Source organism: Brenneria sp. hezel4-2-4, from assembly GCF_013155275.1.
Classification (GTDB): domain Bacteria; phylum Pseudomonadota; class Gammaproteobacteria; order Enterobacterales; family Enterobacteriaceae; genus Brenneria.
In genome coordinates this window covers 19,764-38,550 of record NZ_JABJXS010000015.1, presented here as the reverse complement: position 1 = coordinate 38,550, position 18,787 = coordinate 19,764, and the positions used below count along the sequence as shown (strand labels likewise).

The window sequence follows — 18,787 nt, the reverse complement described above, 5'->3', positions numbered from 1 at the left end:
ATAAGATAATATTTTTTTAAAAAAATGTTACGTCTCTGATAGGCAAGTGCTGCGGGTCACCCTATAATCTGCGCCACTTTCACTGGCCGGGATTATAATTCCCTCAATCCGGCTGCTATCTGATAGTTTTGAATGAGGTCAATATGACGGTAGAACGTACCTTTTCCATCGTAAAACCCAATGCCGTGGCAAAGAATGCCATCGGCGCCATTTATGCGCGTTTTGAAAGCGCGGGTTTTAACATTGTGGCGGCCAAGATGCTGCATCTGACTCGTGAACAGGCTGAAGGCTTTTATGCCGAACATCAGGGCAAACCGTTTTTTGACGCACTGGTCGAGTTCATGATCTCCGGGCCGATCATGGTACAGGTGCTGGAAGGCGAGAATGCCGTTCAGCGTAACCGCGATATCATGGGAGCCACCAACCCGGCGAACGCGCTGGCCGGTACGCTGCGTGCCGATTATGCCGACAGCTTCACTGAGAACGCGGTACACGGTTCGGATTCCATCGAGTCCGCGCAGCGCGAAATCGCTTATTTTTTCAGCGCCGATGAAATCTGCCCGCGTTGAAGGTCGACTAAAGTAGCTTACCTGCTTTAAACTTTGTACAATGCTGCGCCCTGGATGAGCACAGGCTTATCCAGGGCATTTCTTTATTATCCTTCGAGCCATAACGTGTAATAACGAGGCCAAGAGTTCCTATGTCTGAACAAATCGTAGCTGAGCAAACCGTGTCCGAATTTTCGCCGGCGTCCGCCAATATTCCCCAATCCGCCAAATCCGGGGCGGAAAAAATAAATCTGCTGGATCTTAACCGTCAGCAAATGCGCGAGTTTTTCGCCTCATTGGGCGAGAAGCCGTTCCGTGCCGATCAGGTGATGAAGTGGATCTATCACTACTGCTGTGATGATTTCACGCAGATGACGGACATCAATAAGGTTTTTCGCGCCAAATTACAGCAGGTCGCCGAGATTCGCGCGCCGGAAGTGGTGGAGGAGCAGCGCTCCTCGGACGGCACCATCAAGTGGGCGATCCTGGTTGGCGGCCAGCGGGTGGAAACGGTGTATATCCCGGAAGAAGATCGGGCGACGCTGTGCGTCTCTTCTCAGGTTGGCTGTGCGTTGGAATGCAAATTCTGTTCAACGGCGCAGCAGGGTTTTAACCGCAACCTGCGCGTTTCTGAAATCATCGGCCAGGTGTGGCGGGCGGCGAAAATTATCGGCGCGTTCAAAGTCACCGGCCAGCGTCCGATTACCAACGTGGTGATGATGGGCATGGGCGAACCCCTGCTCAATCTGACTAACGTGGTGCCGGCGATGGAGATCATGCTGGATGATTTTGGTTTCGGCCTCTCCAAACGCCGGGTGACGTTGTCAACGTCAGGCGTGGTGCCGGCGCTGGATAAGCTGGGCGATATGATCGACGTTGCGCTGGCGATCTCCCTGCATGCGCCGAACGATGAAATTCGTAACGAAATCATGCCGCTTAATAAGAAATACAATATCGAAACCTTCCTGAGCGCGGTGCGGCGCTATCTGGAGAAATCCAATGCCAATCAGGGACGCGTCACGGTGGAGTACGTGATGCTTGACCACATTAATGACGGCACCGAGCACGCTCACCAGTTGGCGGAATGTTTGAAAGACACGCCGTGCAAGATTAACCTGATCCCGTGGAACCCGTTCCCCGGCGCGCCCTATGGCCGCAGCTCAAACAGCCGTGTCGATCGTTTTTCCAAAGTTCTCATGGAATATGGCTTTACGACGATTGTGCGCAAAACCCGCGGCGATGATATCGATGCCGCCTGCGGACAACTGGCGGGTGAAGTCGTAGACAGAACCAAGCGCACGCTGAAGAAAAAAATGGCCGGTGAACCTATCATGGTTAAAACGGTCTGATACCTGATTGTCCCGGTTAGCCATTGGCGTCATCAATACTTTCCCGGGGCTTATCATACCTATCTATTCAGAGATGGCTGCGACCGGGCATGGATTAAGGTAACATACACTTTGTGTGAAGGCCGGGACGGCAAGGAAGGGAGTCAGGAATGACGCAACAGTTAACACAGGGAAAAGGGTGGTTGTTGGCCGTCGCGGCCGTGCTGTCGGCGGGGTGCGCGCATTCGCCCCGCGAAGCGGTAAACCCGGCGCTGGCGCAAACCCGCTTGCAGTTGGGGCTGGAGTATCTGGCTCGCAACAACCTTGATGCCGCTCGCCAGAATTTTGAAAAAGCGCTGCAAGCCGCGCCGCAAGACTATCGTACGCAATTAGGCATGGCGCTTTATGAGCAGCGGATAGGTGAAAATCAGGCGGCCGAACAGCGTTATCAATCGGCATTGAGGCTGGCGCCGGAAAACGGTGGCGTAATGAATAATTACGGTGCGTTTCTGTGTGGTTTAGGGCAGTATGTAGCGGCGCAGCGACAGTTTAGCGCCGCGGCGCAACTCCCTGATTACCGTCAGGTTGCCGATGCGTTGGAAAATGCCGGATATTGCTTTTTCAAAGCAGGGCAGAATGATAATGCGCGTAGCGTATTAAGTCGGGCGCTGAAGTATGATCCCGCGAAAGGCGACATGCTTCTGGCAGAAGCGGATAAACAGTTTTCCGCGGGAAAACACGAGCAGGCTCAATTGCTTCTGGATGTTTATCAGCATATTCTTCCGGTCAGCGCCGAAAGTTTATGGTTACAGATTCGTTTCGCCGCGTTGGCGGGCCGTGATGGCGATATTGACCGTTATGGCAAATGGCTGGCGCGAAGTTTTCCACAATCTAAACAGTACCAGCAGTTCTTAGCTAATGAATACTGAAGCCACTCAAGATAATAAAGAATCAACCATTCCTGGCGAACGTCTGCGTCAGGCGCGCGAGCGTCTGGGATTGACCCAGCAGACTGTCGCTGAACGTTTATGCCTTAAGCTTTCCACCGTTCGTGAAATTGAAGAAGGTAATACGCCAACCGATTTGGCGCCGACGTTTTTACGTGGCTATATCCGTTCTTATGCCAAGTTAGTCCACTTGCCCGAGGATGAACTGTTGCCGATGCTGGACAAGCATGTGGCGCCCAGAGTATCCAACGTCGCTCCGATGCAAAGTTTTTCCTTAGGCAAAAGCCGCAAAAAGCGGGATGGCTGGTTAATGACCTTCACCTGGCTGGTGGTGCTTGTCGTCCTGGGGTTGACCGGGGCGTGGTGGTGGCAGAACCATCAGGCGCAGCGGCAGGAAATCAACACCATGGTCGACCACGCCAGTTCGATGCAGGCGCAGAGTGAAGGTCAGTCCGTGCCGTTGATGGGTAACAGCGAGCCGCAGGAGCCGGATGTTTCCGAGGTTGCGCCTTCCGTTCCGGCGGAGGTGCCGACGGATGCCGCCAATGCCAATTCCGCGCCTGAGAACAGCGAATCCGTTCCCCCTTCCGCCGCACAGTCTGCGACGACGCCAGAACCCTCCATGTCTTCACCGCAGCCGTCGGCGGCGGATGATGCGTTGTTGAGCCGGAACGCCACGGCGCCGGCGACCGACACCGCATCCGCTGACAATAGCCAGGCTGCTGTCGCCGCCCCGGCGCTGGTGATGAATTTCAATGCTGATTGCTGGTTGGAGGTTACGGACGCCAGCGGAAAAAAACTGTTCAGCGGCATGCAACGTAATGGCGGCGCTCTAAGCCTGAGCGGTCAAGCGCCCTACCAACTGAGAATCGGCGCGCCGGCTGCGGTACAGATTCAATTTCAAGGTAAGCCGGTCGATTTAAGCCGGTTTGTGAGAAGCAGTCAGGTTGCGCGTCTGACGTTGGCGGCGGAATAACACCGGTTTTACCCGTGCCCGCGATGTTGCAATTTTGGAGAAGAAGTAATGCATAACGCAGCACCCATAACCCGTCGGAAATCAAAGCGGATTTACGTCGGTAAGGTGCCTGTTGGTGACGGCGCGCCGATTGCGGTGCAGTCCATGACCAACACCCGAACCACTGATGTTGAAGCGACGGTTAATCAAATCAAATCACTGGAACGCGTCGGCGTCGATATTGTGCGCGTCTCCGTTCCCACCATGGATGCGGCCGAAGCGTTCAAACTTATCAAACAGCAAGTCAATGTCCCACTCGTCGCCGACATCCATTTTGACTATCGTATCGCGCTGAAAGTGGCGGAATACGGCGTCGACTGCCTGCGGATCAACCCCGGCAACATCGGTAATGAAGAACGTATTCGTTCCGTTGTCGACTGTGCGCGTGATTACAATATCCCGATTCGTATCGGGGTCAACGGCGGATCGCTGGAAAAGGATTTGCAGGAGAAGTACGGCGAGCCGACGCCGGAAGCGTTGCTGGAATCCGCCATGCGCCATGTTGATATTCTCGATCGCCTCAATTTCGATCGGTTTAAAGTCAGCGTGAAAGCGTCCGATGTTTTTCTGGCCGTGGAGTCCTATCGGTTGCTGGCCGCCCGTATCGATCAGCCGTTGCATCTGGGGATTACCGAAGCCGGCGGGGCGCGCAGCGGGGCGGTTAAATCGGCAATAGGACTGGGTCTGCTGTTATCTGAAGGGATCGGTGATACCTTACGTATTTCGCTGGCCGCCGATCCGGTAGAAGAAGTTAAAGTGGGCTTCGATATTCTGAAATCGTTGCGTATCCGTGCTCGCGGCATCAATTTTATCGCCTGTCCGACCTGTTCGCGGCAGGAGTTTGACGTGATTGGTACGGTCAACGCGCTGGAGCAACGGCTGGAAGATATCATCACGCCCATGGATGTATCGATTATCGGTTGTGTGGTCAACGGGCCGGGCGAGGCATTGGTGTCCACCATCGGCGTGACCGGCGGGCACAATAAGAGCGGCTTCTATGAAGACGGCGTGCGCCAGCGAGAACGTTTCGACAACGAACAGATGATCGACCAGCTTGAAGCGAAAATTCGTGCCAAGGCTTCGATGATGGATGAAAGCCAGCGCATTACGGTAAATCTGGTCGATAAATAACCGTGCCGGTGCGGCTTGGGGCCGCCATCCGCATAAGTATGATTCCTGAACCCGATGGGGAACCTGTGCATTGAAGATGCGACACCAATCCCCCTATAATCGGGTTTATTTTTTGAAAAACGGATAGAGAACAGACGTGGCAAAAAATATCCAAGCCATTCGCGGCATGAACGATTACCTCCCGGCCGAAACGGCATTGTGGCAGCGTATTGAAAACAGCTTGAAACAGGTGCTCGGCAGCTACGGCTACAGTGAAATCCGTACCCCTATCGTTGAGCAGACCTCGCTGTTTAAACGTGCCATCGGTGAAGTCACCGATGTGGTTGAAAAAGAGATGTACACCTTTGAGGATCGCAACGGCGACAGTCTGACGTTGCGCCCTGAAAACACCGCTTCGTGCGTTCGCGCCGGTATCGAACACGGTATACTCTACAATCAGGAGCAGCGCCTGTGGTATCTCGGGCCGATGTTTCGTCACGAGCGCCCGCAGAAAGGCCGCTATCGCCAGTTTCATCAACTGGGGTGTGAAGTTTTTGGTCTGCAAGGGCCGGACATCGACGCCGAGTTGATTCTGCTTACTGCCCGCTGGTGGCGGGCGCTGGGTATTTCACAGCATGTTAGGCTGGAACTGAATTCGATTGGCTCGCTGGACGCGCGGGCGAAATACCGTGAAGCGCTGATCGCTTTCCTCGAACAGCATAAAGAAAAGTTGGACGAAGATTGCCTGCGCCGTATGTATACCAATCCGCTGCGGGTGCTGGATTCTAAAAATCCCCAGATTCAGGCGTTGCTGGACGATGCGCCGGCGCTGACCGACTATCTTGATGATGAATCCCGGGCGCACTTTGAGGCATTGGGTGAACTTTTAACGCAGTCCGGTATCCCATATACCGTTAATCCGCGTTTGGTTCGCGGTCTGGATTATTACAACCGCACCGTGTTTGAGTGGGTAACCACCAGTCTGGGCGCTCAGGGCACGGTCTGTGCCGGCGGGCGTTATGACGGCCTGGTCGAGCAACTGGGCGGACATGCGACGCCTGCCGTGGGCTTTGCGATGGGACTGGAGCGGTTGGTTCTGCTGGTGCAGTCCGTCAACCCTGAGTTTAAGGCCCACCCGGGAGTCGATGTTTATCTGATTTCGTCCGGCGAGGGAACGCAACTGGCGGCCATACAGTTGGCGGAGAAATTACGTGATACGCTGCCGCAACTGAAACTGATGACCAACTACGGCGGCGGCAATTTTAAAAAGCAATTTACCCGCGCCGATAAATGGGGCGCGCGCATTGCGCTGGTATTAGGCGAAAACGAAGTGGCGGCTGGTCAGGTGGTGATAAAAAATCTGACCAATGGCGAGCAGGATACATTGGCACAGGCCGACGTCGCCGCGCGGCTGGCAACGTTACTGGATTAAGGAGAGAGACACCGTGGAAGTCTATACCACAGAGAATGAGCAGGTTGATGCGTTGCGTCGTTTCCTCGCTGAAAACGGCAAGGCGTTGGTTGTGGGCGTTGTGCTGGGTGTCGGCGCGCTGATTGGCTGGCGCTTTTGGCTGAATCACCAAAGCAACAGCGTACTGGCGTCATCAACATCTTATCAGCAAATCAGCGACCATCTGGCGAGCGGTAAAGTTGAAGATATCTCGTCAGCGGAGAAATTTGCCGCTGAAAATAAAAACAACTACGGCGTGCTGGCCTCGCTGGAGTTGGCGCGTCATTATGTCGATCAAAATGATTTTGCCAAAGCGGAACAACAGCTGGCGCACGCGCAGTCCCAAACCAAAGATGCCGATTTGCTGTCTCTGGTGAATCTGCGTTTGGCGCGGATCCAGTTGCAAGAGCAAAAAGCCGATGAAGCGTTGAAAACGCTGGATGCCGTCAAGTTAGACGGCTGGGTGGCTCTGGCGGCGGAAGTTCGTGGTGACGCCCTGGCCAGCAAAGGGGATAATCAGGCCGCGCGCGAAGCTTATAATAAAGGTTTGGCCGCTAATCCACCGCAGGCATTGCAAGCATTGCTGCGTATGAAACTGAACAACCTGTCCAGCTAAGAGGAATTCCATGCAACTGCGTAAAACACTTCTGGTAGGACTGGTTTCCGTCGCCCTGCTGAGCGGATGTTCGCTGTTTAACAGCGAGGAAGATGTCGTGACCATGTCTCCATTGCCGACGGTGGAAAATCAGTTCACGCCGACGAAGGTGTGGAGCCGTTCCGTAGGGAGCGGCATCGGCGAGTTCTATTCCAATCTGCACCCGGCCTGGCAGAGCGATCGGGTGTTTGCCGCCGATCGCCGCGGGACGGTAAAAGCGCTCGATCTCAACAGCGGCACTGAAATCTGGCATGCCGATCTGTCGGAAAAAACCGGCTTCCTTTCGCGCAATACACCGGCGTTATTATCCGGCGGCGTCGCGGTCGCGGGTAATCATGTTTATGTCGGCAGTGAAAGAGCGCAGGTATTTGCGCTGAACGCCGAAGACGGCTCCCCGGTATGGCAAACCAACGTCGCGGGCGAAGTGCTTTCGCGTCCGGTAAGCAGCGATGGCGTCGTGCTGGTTCATACCAGCAATGGGATGCTGCAAGCGCTGGATGAAACGGATGGCGCGATTAAGTGGACGGTTAATCTGGATATGCCGACGCTTTCTTTGCGCGGCGAATCGGCGCCGACCACGGCGTTTGGCGCGGCCATCGTCGGCGGCGATAACGGCCGGGTCAATGCGGTGCTGATCGAACAGGGCCAGTTAATCTGGCAGCAGCGTATTTCACAACCCAGCGGGGCGACTGAAATCGATCGCCTGAACGATGTCGATACCACGCCGGTTGTTGTGGGCGAGGTCGTGTACGCGCTGGGTTATAACGGCAACATGACGGCGCTGGATCTGCGTTCCGGTCAGATCTTGTGGAAACGGGAACTGGGTTCGGTGCACGATTTCATCGTTGATGGCGACCGCATTTATCTGGTCGATCAGGATGACCGCGTTGTGGCGTTGAACACCAACGGCGGAGTGAATCTGTGGCGTCAGAGCGAGTTGTTGCACCGTAACCTGACGGCGCCTGTGCTGTATAACGGCTATCTGGTGGTAGGGGATACCGAAGGGTATCTGCACTGGCTGAATACGTCGGACGGTCGCTTTGTGGTTCAGCAAAAAGTGGATAGTTCAGGTTTCCTGAGCAAGCCGGTGATCGCCAGCGACAAGCTGCTTATTCAGGCGAAGAACGGCGAAGTTTACGCCTTCACCCGCTAGTTAAGAAGACAGAACCTTTGGATCGCTGCCGGTTGCAGATACGATCCCCCAACGGCTCCTGACAGTATCAGGGGCCGTTTCGTCTTTTATCGTCAGCGAGTAATTTCGCTGTAACGTATTGAAATATAAGTAATGAGGTTGTAACAATGATACCTGTCGTCGCGCTGGTCGGACGTCCGAACGTGGGGAAATCCACTTTATTTAACCGCTTAACGCGTACGCGTGATGCATTGGTGGCGGATTTCCCGGGGTTGACGCGTGACCGCAAGTATGGCCGTGCAGAAGTGGAAGGCCATGAGTTTATCATCGTCGATACCGGCGGCATCGATGGCACGGAAGACGGTGTGGAAACCCGAATGGCGGGGCAGTCGCTGGTGGCGATTGAAGAGGCCGACATCGTGTTGTTTATGGTGGATGCCCGTGCGGGACTTATGCCCGCCGACCAGGGCATCGCCCAACATTTGCGCAGCCGCCAGAAAGCAACTTTTCTGGTCGCCAATAAAACGGACGGTATTGACCCCGATACCGTCATCGGCGATTTCTATTCGCTGGGAATGGGGGAGATTTATCCGATAGCGGCTTCCCACGGACGCGGCGTCACCTCCTTGCTGGAAAAAGTGCTGTTGCCGTTTGTGCAGAGCGATGAGTCCGCCTCTGTTGAACTGACGGAAGAAGAAGAGAACGCCGCTTACTGGGCGGAGCAGCTTGCACAAGAGCAGGGTGCTGAAAAAGCCGAGGCGGAGGAAGACGATTTTAACCCGGAAGATCTGCCGATCAAGCTGGCTATCGTCGGCCGCCCCAACGTGGGGAAATCCACGCTGACCAACCGTATTCTGGGTGAAGAGCGCGTGGTGGTTTACGATATGCCGGGCACCACGCGTGACAGTATTTACATTCCGATGGTGCGTGATGAACGAGAATATGTGCTGATCGATACCGCCGGGGTGCGTAAACGCGGCAAAGTAACCGATACGGTTGAAAAATTCTCGGTGATTAAAACGTTGAAGGCGATTGAAGACGCCAACGTTGTGATGCTGGTCATTGACGCCCGTGAAGGTATTTCCGATCAGGATCTTTCATTATTGGGCTTTATCCTCAATAGCGGGCGCTCACTGGTGATCGTGGTCAACAAGTGGGACGGCCTATCACCGGACGTTCGCGATCAAGTCAAGGAAACGCTGGATTTGCGCCTCGGCTTTATCGATTTTGCCCGTATTCATTTCATCTCGGCGTTGCATGGCAGCGGCGTGGGCAATCTGTTCGAGTCGGTGATTGAAGCCTACACGTGCGCCACCCGCCGGGTGGGCACCTCCATGCTGACCCGCATTATGCAGATGGCGGCGGACGACCATCAGCCGCCGCTGGTACGTGGGCGCCGGGTGAAGCTTAAATATGCGCATGCCGGCGGCTACAACCCGCCGATTGTGGTGATCCACGGTAATCAGGTCAAAGATCTGCCCGATTCCTACAAACGTTATCTGATGAATTACTACCGCCGCTCGCTGGATGTGATGGGAACGCCGATCCGCATCCAGTTCAAAGAGGGGGAAAACCCCTTTGCGGATAAGCGCAACACATTGACGCCAAACCAGTTACGCAAGCGTAAACGTTTGATGCAGCATCTTAAAAAGAGCAAATAATGAATAAGCGGGGCGGATAGCAATATTCGCCCCGCATTGTTGAGTAGCGACCATGATTGAATGGCGATCATGCTGAATCATTAAGGGCATTTATGTCTTGGGAAACCTGGAGTTTTGCATTTAACGTTACAATGCCGAATCTGTTGATGCTGCTGATGGGAATGGCGTTGCGGAAAATAGGCATGCTGAACGATGCCTTTTGCGATTCAGCCATGCGACTGGTATTCAATTTATCTCTCCCGTGCTTGCTGTTTTTCAGCGTGGCCACCAACCACCAGTCGATTATTGAGCAACTGCCGCTGGTCATTTACGGCGTTATCGGTACGCTGGCCACCTTTCTGCTGCTTGAAGTGGCGGCTATTCGTTTGGTTAAAGAACCGACCGAGCGTGGGGTTTTTGTTCAGGGCGGATTTCGATCGAATACCGGAATTATGGGGCTGGCGTTTGCCATGAGCGCCTATGGCGAAGAGGGGGTAGCCGTCGGATCGCTGTATTTGATTGTCACGGTGATTATGTTTAACGCGCTGTCGGTGATCACCCTGACGCGCAGCCTGCATAATAAATCGCACGGTCAGGGCATCAGCAAGCGTGAACTGTTGATGAGTATCGCCACCAATCCGCTGATTATCGGCTTACTGAGCGGATTGCTCTATTCACAAAGCCGGCTGCCGATGCCCGGGGTGATCCATCAGACCGGAAGTTTTATCGCTTCGTTGGCTCTGCCGTTAGCCTTGCTGTGCGCCGGCGCCAGCCTTGACTGGCGTAGTATGTTCCGATCGTCCAATGTCGCACTGCTCTCTTCCACGGCTAAACTATTGATCGTGCCGGCGATACTGACGTTGGGCGGATGGCTGGTAGGTTTTCGCGGGGTGACGCTCGGCGTTATTTTTCTGTTTTCCGCCACGCCGACGGCGGCGGGCAGCTATGTCATGACCAGGGCAATGGGCGGAAATGCGACGCTGGCGGCCAATATTATTGGCTTAACCACCGCAGGTTCGTTCTTTGTCATCGCGCTGGGACTCTATTTCTTACGTTCGCTGGGTGTGATTTAGGTATTTCAGAGAGGAGAAAAAATGGAAGCCATCTGTCCACAATGCCACCACGCGATGACGTGGCAAAACGGCGATGTGTTCGGTTGTCCTCACTGCCGGCAGCGTTATCGGCGCGCGGCATATTGTCCCGAATGCCGGCACGAGCTTCAGACGTTAAAAGCCTGCGGGGCGCTGGACTATTTTTGCCAGCAAGGGCACGGGCTGATCTCCAGCAAGCGCGTCATTTTCGACTATCTTCCTGTCGATCGGTGATGGATGTGCCATTGCGCCAGAGCGCTTCCAACTCCTTAGGCGCGGACTGCTCCGGGATCAGTAAAATTGCCTCGGCATACTGATTCTTTTGCGGGTGGCTATAGCTGATGTGAATGCGGTAATAGAACTGATCGCCGCGGCCGGGGCCGTCCGGCTCGCCGGGTTCTCTGGCTTGCGGGAGCGCGTCGCGCAGCGCGCGGCACAGACGCTCCCGCTCCGCCGACGGCATCGTCGCCAGTGCGAAACGTCGCTGCCCGGCCAGTTTGGGCAGCCAGGCAATCCCTCCCTCGCGCGCCAGCTCGACAATGGCGTCATCGGTAAGCTCAGGCAGGGTTTTCATACGTTATCCATCGTCGATACCACCCCTACTTTTTCCCAGGATTGTTTAATGATATCGGCGACGGCCCGATCGAAACGCTGTGCGGCATGGTGGATGGTAAGGCGGGAAAAAACCTCAAAATCGGCATTCTGCGGCAAAGATTTATCGCACAGCGTGTCATACCAGATTCTGCCGGCTTTTTCCCAGGAATAACCGCCCAGTTCGCTTGCCGCCAGATAGAACGCCCGATTCGGTATCCCGGAGTTCAGGTGTACGCCGCCGTTGTCTTCGCGGGTGTTGATATAGTCATTCATGTGCGCCGGCTGCGGATCCGTTCCCAGCAGCAGGTCGTCATAGGCCGTTCCCGGATTCGACATAGAGCGCAGACCGCTGCCGTGGATCCCCTCGGCAAGCAACTCCTCGCCAATCATCCAGTCTGCCTGCTCCGCGGTTTGCCCGCGGTGAAATTGTTTTACCATGGATGCAAAAACGTCGGACAGCGATTCGTTCAGAGCGCCGGATTGTCTGAAATAGATTAAGTCCGCTTCGCTTTCTATCACGCCATGCGTCAGTTCATGCGCCACGATATCGATGGCGATAGTAAAGCGGTTGAAGATTTTGCCGTCGCCGTCGCCGAATACCATCTGTTGTCCGTTCCAGAACGCATTTTGATAATCCTGACCGTAATGTACCGTACCGGCGAGCGTCAGCCCCTGATTATCAAGCGAATTTCGCTGAAACGTCCGCCAGAAGAAATCATAGGTGGCGCCCAGGTAATCATAGGCTTCATCGACGGCGATATCGCCGTTGCTGCTTTGTCCTTCCGCCCGCACTTGTTTGCCAGGCAACTGCTGCTGGTTTTCCGCATCATAAATCTCGCGGTGCGCCTGACCCGCGACAGCCAGCGCGTGAGGCGCCGGTCTGGGATGCGTGGTTACCATCAGAGACTGAACATGCATTAAGGTCTGCTGGGCGCAGTGACGCTCGGCCTCTGAACCATTAGCGATAATACGATGCAAGATGTAGGGAGGGATTACGCTGTGAATCGGTCTGGACTTCATACCTCTATCTCCTTGAGAAGGTGGTCATCGGCAATTCAGACGTTCAGCTACAGCCGTAAGTATAACCCAGAAGCAGGCGCTAGGTTCGGCGCTTTTTGACTATTGGTGCCGTCGACTTTTCCGCCACTAGCGCAGTGACCTGGCTTTCGATCCAGCCATCCCGCAGGCGGGTTTTTAAGGTATCGCCCGGCGCAGTTTGGGCAATGTTCTTCAGCACCCGTCCATCGGGCGTGGTGGTAACGTTATAACCGCGCGCCAGCGTCGCCAACGGGCTGACGCCTTCCAGATGCGAGCAGGCGACGCCCAATCGCTGTTTGTGCTGATTGAGCTGACGTTCAATGGCATGCCGCATCTGATACTGTAACTGCTGCAAGCGTTGCTGCGCACGATGAATTTTCGGTTGCGGCTGTTGCTGAATCAGGCGCTGTTGTATACGTTCACTGCGGCGCGATAGTTGCCTGAGCTGTAACTGCATAGCCTCATCCAGCCGCTGGCGCAGTTTAATCAGTTGGGTTTGCTGGCGAGCCAGCCTAAGCTGCGGATGCTGCTGCTGTAAGCGATGGTTTAAGCGGGTAAACTCGCGATTGCGCTGGGCCAGATAATAATCCATCGCCATTTCCAGCCGCTGACGCTGGGATTGTATCTGGCGCAGCAGTTCAAGCTGATTGCGGCTGACCAGCTCCGCCGCGGCGGAAGGCGTCGGGGCGCGTAAATCGCCGACAAAATCGGCGATGGTGACATCGGTTTCATGGCCGACCGCGCTGACGATGGGAATGCGGCTGGCGAAAATCGCCCGGGCGACGCGCTCATCGTTAAAGCTCCATAAATCCTCCAGCGAACCGCCGCCGCGGCCGACGATCAGCACGTCGCATTCATTACGCCGGTTAGCCAGTTCAATGGCGCGCACAATTTGCAGCGGCGCTTCGCTGCCCTGTACGGCGGTGGGGTAGACCACCACCGGCAGCGAAGGATCGCGCCGTTGCAATACCTGCAAAATATCATGCAGCGCCGCGCCGCTGGCGGAGGTCACCACCCCGACCTGTCGGGCCGGACTCGGCAATACCTGTTTAAACTGCTGATCGAAAAGCCCCTCTTCGGCCAGGCGCTGTTTTAATTGCTCAAACTGCTGTTGCAGCAGCCCGTCGCCCGCCGGCTGCATACTTTCCGCCAGCAGTTGGTAATCGCCGCGGGGTTCGTACAGCGTGATCGCCGCGCGTATCAGTACCTGCTGACCGTTTTGCGGACGAAAGGTGACGCGGCGGTTACTGTTGCGGAACATGGCGCAACGTACCTGCGCGCGTTCATCTTTCAGCGTGAAGTACCAGTGGCCGGATGAGGGCTGAGAAAAGTTGGAGATTTCGCCGGAAAGCCATATCTGGCCCATTTCCATTTCCAGCAGTTGCCGAACCGTCTGGTTCAGGCGGCTGACGGTAAAAATTGCAGAGGAGGGAAATTGAGACATTGTGAGCCAGATCAAATTTTAAAACAGTGACTTAATTGATCGATACTACCTGCCTGCAACAGGTAATCAAGCATTTTATTAAAAATAGTGCTGGAGGCAACCGGTTACGCTCTGTATAATGCCACGGCAATATTTTATCCGTTCTTAACATCCACCTTGGTGAGATATTGCCCATGTTACGTATCGCTAAAGAAGCACTGACGTTTGACGACGTTCTCCTTGTTCCCGCACACTCTACTGTCCTGCCTAACACGGCTGATTTGACTACCCAACTGACGAAAACCATCCGTCTGAATATCCCTATGCTATCCGCGGCGATGGATACCGTAACGGAATCCAATCTGGCGATTGCGCTGGCTCAGGAAGGCGGTCTGGGATTTATTCATAAAAATATGTCCATTGAGCGTCAGGCTGAAGAAGTCAGCCGCGTTAAAAAATATGAAAGCGGTGTGGTTGTCGATCCGCAAACCGTTACGCCCGCCACCACGCTGCGTCAGGTAAAAGAGCTGACCGAACGTAACGGGTTTGCGGGTTATCCGGTTGTGACGGAAAGCAACGAGCTGGTGGGGATTATTACCGGCCGTGACGTGCGTTTTGTCACCGATCTGGAAAAACCGGTCAGCGCCGTGATGACGCCGAAAGAACGTCTGGTCACGGTAAAAGACGCGGAAGCGCGTGACGTCGTGCTGCAAAAAATGCATGAAAAACGTGTGGAAAAAGCGTTGGTTATCGACGATGAATTCCACCTGCTCGGCATGATCACCGTAAAAGATTTCCAGAAAGCCGAGCGTAAACCCAACGCCTGTAAAGATGAGCACGGTCGCTTGCGAGTCGGGGCGGCGGTCGGCGCCGGCGAAGGCAACGAAGAACGTATTGATGCGCTGGTCGCGGCAGGGGTTGATGTGCTGTTGATTGACTCCTCGCACGGTCATTCCGAAGGCGTATTGCAGCGTATCCGCGAAACCCGCGCCAAATACCCGGATCTGCAAATCATCGGCGGCAACGTGGCGACGGGAGCCGGTGCGAAAGCGCTGGCGGACGCGGGCGTCAGCGCGGTGAAAGTCGGTATCGGCCCGGGTTCCATTTGCACCACCCGTATCGTTACCGGCGTCGGCGTGCCGCAAATTACCGCTATTTCCGATGCGGTTGAGGCCCTGGAAGGCACCGGTATTCCGGTTATCGCCGATGGCGGTATTCGTTTTTCCGGCGATATCGCCAAGGCGATTGCCGCGGGCGCCGCCTGCGTGATGGTGGGGTCGATGCTGGCGGGAACGGAAGAGTCTCCCGGCGAAATCGAACTGTATCAGGGCCGTTCCTTCAAATCTTACCGCGGCATGGGTTCGCTGGGCGCGATGTCCAAAGGATCTTCCGATCGTTATTTCCAAAGCGACAACGCCGCGGACAAGCTGGTGCCGGAAGGTATTGAAGGCCGCGTGGCTTACAAAGGCCGCCTGAAAGAGATTGTCCACCAGCAAATGGGCGGTCTGCGTTCCTGTATGGGTCTGACCGGATGCGGCACGATAGATGCGCTGCGCACGCAGGCTGAGTTTGTGCGCATCAGCGGCGCCGGCATTCAGGAAAGCCATGTCCATGACGTTACCATTACCAAGGAATCACCGAATTACCGTATGGGTTCATAAGGTATTTGTCGGCTGATTTAAACAGTTAAACCCGGTAATATTCGCCGGGTTTACTTACTTTTTAGCTTTTATATTATTCGCATTTGGAATATGCCTCTCATGACAGAAAATATTCATCAACACCGCATTCTTATTCTGGATTTCGGCTCGCAGTACACGCAACTGGTTGCACGGCGTATCCGTGAATTGGGCGTTTATTGTGAACTTTGGGCATGGGATGTTACTGAAGCGCAGATCCGCGAATTCAATCCTAACGGGATTATCCTTTCCGGCGGCCCGGAAAGTACCACTGAATTTAACAGCCCGCGCGCGCCGGAATATGTTTTCCAGGCCGGCGTACCGGTTTTAGGCGTTTGCTACGGCATGCAGACCATGGCGATGCAGTTGGGGGGCCAGGTTGAAGGCTCCAACGAACGCGAGTTCGGCTATGCGCAGGTGGAAGTGAAAACCGACAGCCTGCTGGTGCGTGATATTCAGGATGCGTTGAGCGCCGCTGGCGCGCCGCTGCTGGATGTCTGGATGAGCCACGGCGATAAAGTCACGGCGATCCCCGACGGGTTCGTGACCGTCGCCAGCACCGATACCTGTCCGTTCGCCATTATGGCTAACGAAGAAAAACATTTTTACGGCGTGCAGTTCCACCCGGAAGTGACCCATACCCGTCAGGGGCAGCGCATGTTAGAGCGCTTTGTCCGTGATATCTGCCAGTGTGAAGCTCTGTGGACGCCCGCCAAGATTATCGACGACGCGGTAGCGCGTCTGCGCCAGCAGGTGGGGAACGATCGCGTGATCCTTGGTCTGTCCGGCGGCGTAGACTCCTCGGTAACCGCGATGCTGCTGCACCGCGCCATCGGCAATCGTCTGACCTGCGTATTTGTGGATAACGGCTTGCTGCGTTTAAACGAAGCCGATCAGGTACTGGAAATGTTTGGCGACCACTTTGGTCTGAACATTATTCACGTACCGGCGGAAGATCGTTTCCTGAGCGCGCTGGCCGGTGTGGATGAACCGGAAGCGAAACGTAAAATCATTGGTCGGGTGTTTGTTGAAGTCTTTGACGAAGAAGCCAGCAAGCAGTCTGAAGTGAAATGGCTGGCGCAGGGCACCATCTACCCTGACGTGATTGAGTCCGCGGCTTCCGCAACGGGTAAGGCGCACGTCATCAAGTCTCACCATAACGTCGGCGGCCTGCCGAAAGAGATGAAACTGGGTCTGGTTGAGCCGCTGAAAGAGCTGTTCAAAGATGAAGTGCGCAAGATTGGTCTGGAACTGGGCTTGCCGTACAACATGCTATACCGTCATCCGTTCCCGGGGCCGGGCCTTGGCGTGCGCGTACTGGGCGAAGTGAAAAAAGAATACTGCGACCTGCTGCGTCGCGCCGATGCGATCTTCATTGAAGAACTGCATAAAGCCGACCTGTACAACAAGGTCAGCCAGGCATTTACCGTCTTCCTGCCGGTTCGTTCCGTCGGCGTCATGGGCGATGGTCGTAAATATGACTGGGTAGTCGCCCTGCGGGCGGTAGAAACCATCGACTTTATGACCGCTCACTGGGCGCACCTGCCTTACGAATTCCTCGGCCGCGTATCCAACCGCATCATCAACGAAGTGGATGGCATCTCCCGCGTGGTTTACGACGTATCGGGCAAGCCGCCGGCGACGATTGAGTGGGAGTGATCCAAAGTTCTTCAGGAACTATCGCCAACTAGCGAAAAATCGCCATAACAGTTTGATTTATAAATAAATGGGTTATGGCGACTATCGGTGACTATCGCCGGCCAGCGGAACAGGCTGGCGGTAGACGCGACGGTAAAACAAGAGACCCGGATTATGACCCTCCCGTTGATGATTGATTCTTTTTCGGTCATGACGGTAAAAATTCCTTCCAAAAGCGAGACATGACGCGGCTTTCGGGGCATCTTCAGACTTCCTGACCCCTGACGGTAAAAACCGCCATTGAACAGGAGGAAAGCGCGATGCTCACCGACACCGCACTACGCAATCTCAAGCCCAAAGCCAGACTGTACAAGGTTTCCGACCGGGACGGCATGTATGTCATGGTGGCTAATGCTAACCAAGACTGTCGGTTTTTATGCGACCCCGCTCGTCCGGGCGGGGTTTTCGTAAATGAATATCGGGCTTAATTGCCGTTCTTGCTGAACCAGTGAGCGCAGCTTGTTTGCGTGCTTCAATCCATTTTTCTACTTCATCCAGATCCCATACGACACAACGCGGCGTCAGATTGAAACGCTGTGGAAATTCTCCACGACGTTCCATCTCGTAGATCGTTGTTTCCGATAACGGTACGATTTGACGCAACTCCTGGCGCTGGATCTGGATAGTCCGGCGAAAGGGAAGGGGCAATGCCGGGAATATTGTGGCAGCGCTTCGTAGGCTTTAGTACCGAGGAAAGGTGATGCTCTATTGGAATCCCGTTCCGTGGTGCCTGTTTTAATCTCTGGTGGTTGCGCTGGATATCTCTCATCTTCGGCTACCTTCTGGTAGAAGACATCTTCAGTCGTAAAATCGTGGGATATGAAGTACATGAAACAGAAAGTGGCGAACCGGCGGCAGAGCTGATACAGCGCACGGTTCTGAGGGAGGGATGCTGGCGGTGCGCCGGTACTGCATGCCGATAATGGCACGGCGGTGAAGTCACAGACGTTGCAAATGAAGCTTTATGAGTTGGCAATAACACCGTCTCAAACCGGCCAAGGGTCAGTAACGATAACGCGTATGTGGAATTCCTGTTCAGGACGCTGAAATATGTACAGCAGTAGCCGTCATCGGGGTTCAGCAAGCTGGATGAGGCACGGGAATGGGGAGAGTGTTTTACGCAGCGGCACAACGAAAACCATCGGCATAGCGGCATCAGGTATGATGACGCCGGGCCAACGGCACCGAGGCGAAGATAGTGCGCTGTTGAAGAAACGGGATGAAGTATACTAAAAGGCAAAAGCGTAGCGTTCTGAATGCTGGTCAGGAAGGACACGAAACTGGCAATCGACAGGAACAGTAATGCTGAATCCAGAGCGGGAAAAAACAGGTAGCTTCAATCAACTGGGGGTGCCAACTACCTTGACACTTACCAGGATGGCGGCGGGGGCGGTAACAGCATACATCTGAACCTATTTCAGTTAAAACCAGCATTCCGG

General features: G+C 54.8%; 17 protein-coding genes and 2 pseudogenes. 15 read left to right on the top strand and 4 right to left on the bottom strand.

Annotated features, from left to right (window positions below):
• Window positions 1-143 precede the first annotated feature (143 nt).
• The 11 genes from ndk to HOY33_RS18770 all read left to right on the top strand — a co-directional run bounded on the left by ndk (window position 144) and on the right by HOY33_RS18770 (window position 11,150).
• The gene (ndk, locus tag HOY33_RS18820; RefSeq protein ID WP_172291611.1) at window positions 144-569 is read left to right on the top strand and encodes a nucleoside-diphosphate kinase; all 426 of its coding nucleotides are present in this window, start codon (window positions 144-146) and stop codon (window positions 567-569) included.
• Between the two features lie 131 nt (window positions 570-700).
• Complete coding sequence (locus HOY33_RS18815; RefSeq protein WP_172291612.1) at window positions 701-1,897, top strand: bifunctional tRNA (adenosine(37)-C2)-methyltransferase TrmG/ribosomal RNA large subunit methyltransferase RlmN; 1,197 nt, start codon at window positions 701-703, stop codon at window positions 1,895-1,897.
• A gap of 149 nt (window positions 1,898-2,046) precedes the next feature.
• Window positions 2,047-2,805, top strand: coding sequence for a type IV pilus biogenesis/stability protein PilW (gene pilW / locus HOY33_RS18810; RefSeq protein ID WP_172291613.1), 759 nt, complete (start codon window positions 2,047-2,049; stop codon window positions 2,803-2,805).
• On the top strand, window positions 2,795-3,799 hold the full coding sequence (gene rodZ / locus HOY33_RS18805) for a cytoskeleton protein RodZ (RefSeq protein ID WP_172291614.1): 1,005 nt from the start codon (window positions 2,795-2,797) through the stop codon (window positions 3,797-3,799). The genes pilW and rodZ overlap by 11 nt, the downstream gene beginning before the upstream one ends.
• 48 nt (window positions 3,800-3,847) lie before the next feature.
• Entirely contained in the window at window positions 3,848-4,969 is a 1,122-nt protein-coding gene (gene ispG / locus HOY33_RS18800) for a flavodoxin-dependent (E)-4-hydroxy-3-methylbut-2-enyl-diphosphate synthase (protein WP_172291615.1), read from the top strand.
• 136 nt (window positions 4,970-5,105) lie between these two features.
• Complete coding sequence (gene hisS, locus HOY33_RS18795) at window positions 5,106-6,380, top strand: histidine--tRNA ligase (protein ID WP_172291616.1); 1,275 nt, start codon at window positions 5,106-5,108, stop codon at window positions 6,378-6,380.
• 13 nt (window positions 6,381-6,393) lie between these two features.
• A complete protein-coding gene (locus tag HOY33_RS18790; RefSeq protein ID WP_172291617.1) occupies window positions 6,394-7,014 on the top strand; it encodes a YfgM family protein in 621 nt (206 codons plus the stop codon).
• A gap of 10 nt (window positions 7,015-7,024) precedes the next feature.
• Entirely contained in the window at window positions 7,025-8,206 is a 1,182-nt protein-coding gene (gene bamB, locus HOY33_RS18785) for an outer membrane protein assembly factor BamB (protein WP_172291618.1), read from the top strand.
• Between the two features lie 146 nt (window positions 8,207-8,352).
• Window positions 8,353-9,846 carry a ribosome biogenesis GTPase Der gene (gene der, locus HOY33_RS18780; RefSeq protein WP_172291619.1) on the top strand — a complete coding sequence of 498 codons (1,494 nt, stop codon included), beginning with the start codon at window positions 8,353-8,355 and terminating at the stop codon, window positions 9,844-9,846.
• Between the two features lie 92 nt (window positions 9,847-9,938).
• Complete coding sequence (locus tag HOY33_RS18775; protein ID WP_172291620.1) at window positions 9,939-10,898, top strand: AEC family transporter; 960 nt, start codon at window positions 9,939-9,941, stop codon at window positions 10,896-10,898.
• Window positions 10,899-10,919: 21 nt separating this feature from the next.
• Complete coding sequence (locus HOY33_RS18770; protein WP_172291621.1) at window positions 10,920-11,150, top strand: zinc ribbon domain-containing protein; 231 nt, start codon at window positions 10,920-10,922, stop codon at window positions 11,148-11,150.
• On the opposite strand, the gene HOY33_RS18765 is transcribed toward HOY33_RS18770, so the two are convergent.
• From HOY33_RS18765 to xseA, 3 genes are all read right to left on the bottom strand, one after another.
• Window positions 11,119-11,490: a protealysin inhibitor emfourin gene (locus tag HOY33_RS18765; protein ID WP_172291622.1), complete on the bottom strand. Its 372-nt coding sequence runs from the start codon at window positions 11,488-11,490 to the stop codon at window positions 11,119-11,121. The genes HOY33_RS18770 and HOY33_RS18765 overlap by 32 nt on opposite strands.
• Window positions 11,487-12,530, bottom strand: coding sequence for a M4 family metallopeptidase (locus HOY33_RS18760; protein WP_172291623.1), 1,044 nt, complete (start codon window positions 12,528-12,530; stop codon window positions 11,487-11,489). Before HOY33_RS18760 ends, HOY33_RS18765 begins: the two co-directional genes overlap by 4 nt.
• Window positions 12,531-12,609: 79 nt before the next feature.
• The gene (gene xseA / locus HOY33_RS18755) at window positions 12,610-13,992 is read right to left on the bottom strand and encodes an exodeoxyribonuclease VII large subunit (RefSeq protein WP_172291624.1); all 1,383 of its coding nucleotides are present in this window, start codon (window positions 13,990-13,992) and stop codon (window positions 12,610-12,612) included.
• A gap of 173 nt (window positions 13,993-14,165) precedes the next feature.
• On the opposite strand from xseA, the gene guaB reads away from it, so the two are divergent.
• The 3 genes and pseudogenes from guaB to HOY33_RS20530 all read left to right on the top strand — a co-directional run.
• A complete protein-coding gene (guaB, locus tag HOY33_RS18750) occupies window positions 14,166-15,632 on the top strand; it encodes an IMP dehydrogenase (RefSeq protein WP_172291625.1) in 1,467 nt (488 codons plus the stop codon).
• Window positions 15,633-15,731: 99 nt separating this feature from the next.
• Window positions 15,732-17,309, top strand: a complete 1,578-nt coding sequence (gene guaA / locus HOY33_RS18745; protein ID WP_172291626.1) for a glutamine-hydrolyzing GMP synthase — start codon at window positions 15,732-15,734, stop codon at window positions 17,307-17,309.
• 299 nt (window positions 17,310-17,608) lie between these two features.
• Window positions 17,609-17,704 (top strand): annotated as a pseudogene (locus tag HOY33_RS20530) (DUF4102 domain-containing protein); the annotation flags it as partial.
• Here HOY33_RS20530 and HOY33_RS20525 read toward each other — a convergent pair.
• Window positions 17,703-17,909: a helix-turn-helix transcriptional regulator gene (locus tag HOY33_RS20525; RefSeq protein ID WP_370541775.1), complete on the bottom strand. Its 207-nt coding sequence runs from the start codon at window positions 17,907-17,909 to the stop codon at window positions 17,703-17,705. The pseudogene HOY33_RS20530 and the gene HOY33_RS20525 sit on opposite strands and share 2 nt — an antisense overlap.
• A gap of 221 nt (window positions 17,910-18,130) precedes the next feature.
• Between HOY33_RS20525 and HOY33_RS20720 the strand changes: the two are divergent.
• Window positions 18,131-18,671, top strand: a pseudogene (locus HOY33_RS20720) (transposase); the annotation flags it as partial.
• Between the last annotated feature and the right edge of the window lie 116 nt (window positions 18,672-18,787).

Coding starts and splice junctions, on each gene's coding strand:
- ndk (WP_172291611.1), top strand. CDS start 144: ATGACGGTAGAACGTACCTTTTCCATCGTAAAACCCAATGCCGTGGCA.
- HOY33_RS18815 (WP_172291612.1), top strand. CDS start 701: ATGTCTGAACAAATCGTAGCTGAGCAAACCGTGTCCGAATTTTCGCCG.
- pilW (WP_172291613.1), top strand. CDS start 2,047: ATGACGCAACAGTTAACACAGGGAAAAGGGTGGTTGTTGGCCGTCGCG.
- rodZ (WP_172291614.1), top strand. CDS start 2,795: ATGAATACTGAAGCCACTCAAGATAATAAAGAATCAACCATTCCTGGC.
- ispG (WP_172291615.1), top strand. CDS start 3,848: ATGCATAACGCAGCACCCATAACCCGTCGGAAATCAAAGCGGATTTAC.
- bamB (WP_172291618.1), top strand. CDS start 7,025: ATGCAACTGCGTAAAACACTTCTGGTAGGACTGGTTTCCGTCGCCCTG.
- der (WP_172291619.1), top strand. CDS start 8,353: ATGATACCTGTCGTCGCGCTGGTCGGACGTCCGAACGTGGGGAAATCC.
- HOY33_RS18775 (WP_172291620.1), top strand. CDS start 9,939: ATGTCTTGGGAAACCTGGAGTTTTGCATTTAACGTTACAATGCCGAAT.
- HOY33_RS18770 (WP_172291621.1), top strand. CDS start 10,920: ATGGAAGCCATCTGTCCACAATGCCACCACGCGATGACGTGGCAAAAC.
- HOY33_RS18765 (WP_172291622.1), bottom strand. CDS start 11,490: ATGAAAACCCTGCCTGAGCTTACCGATGACGCCATTGTCGAGCTGGCG.
- HOY33_RS18760 (WP_172291623.1), bottom strand. CDS start 12,530: ATGAAGTCCAGACCGATTCACAGCGTAATCCCTCCCTACATCTTGCAT.
- xseA (WP_172291624.1), bottom strand. CDS start 13,992: ATGTCTCAATTTCCCTCCTCTGCAATTTTTACCGTCAGCCGCCTGAAC.
- guaB (WP_172291625.1), top strand. CDS start 14,166: ATGTTACGTATCGCTAAAGAAGCACTGACGTTTGACGACGTTCTCCTT.
- guaA (WP_172291626.1), top strand. CDS start 15,732: ATGACAGAAAATATTCATCAACACCGCATTCTTATTCTGGATTTCGGC.
- HOY33_RS20525 (WP_370541775.1), bottom strand. CDS start 17,909: ATGGAACGTCGTGGAGAATTTCCACAGCGTTTCAATCTGACGCCGCGT.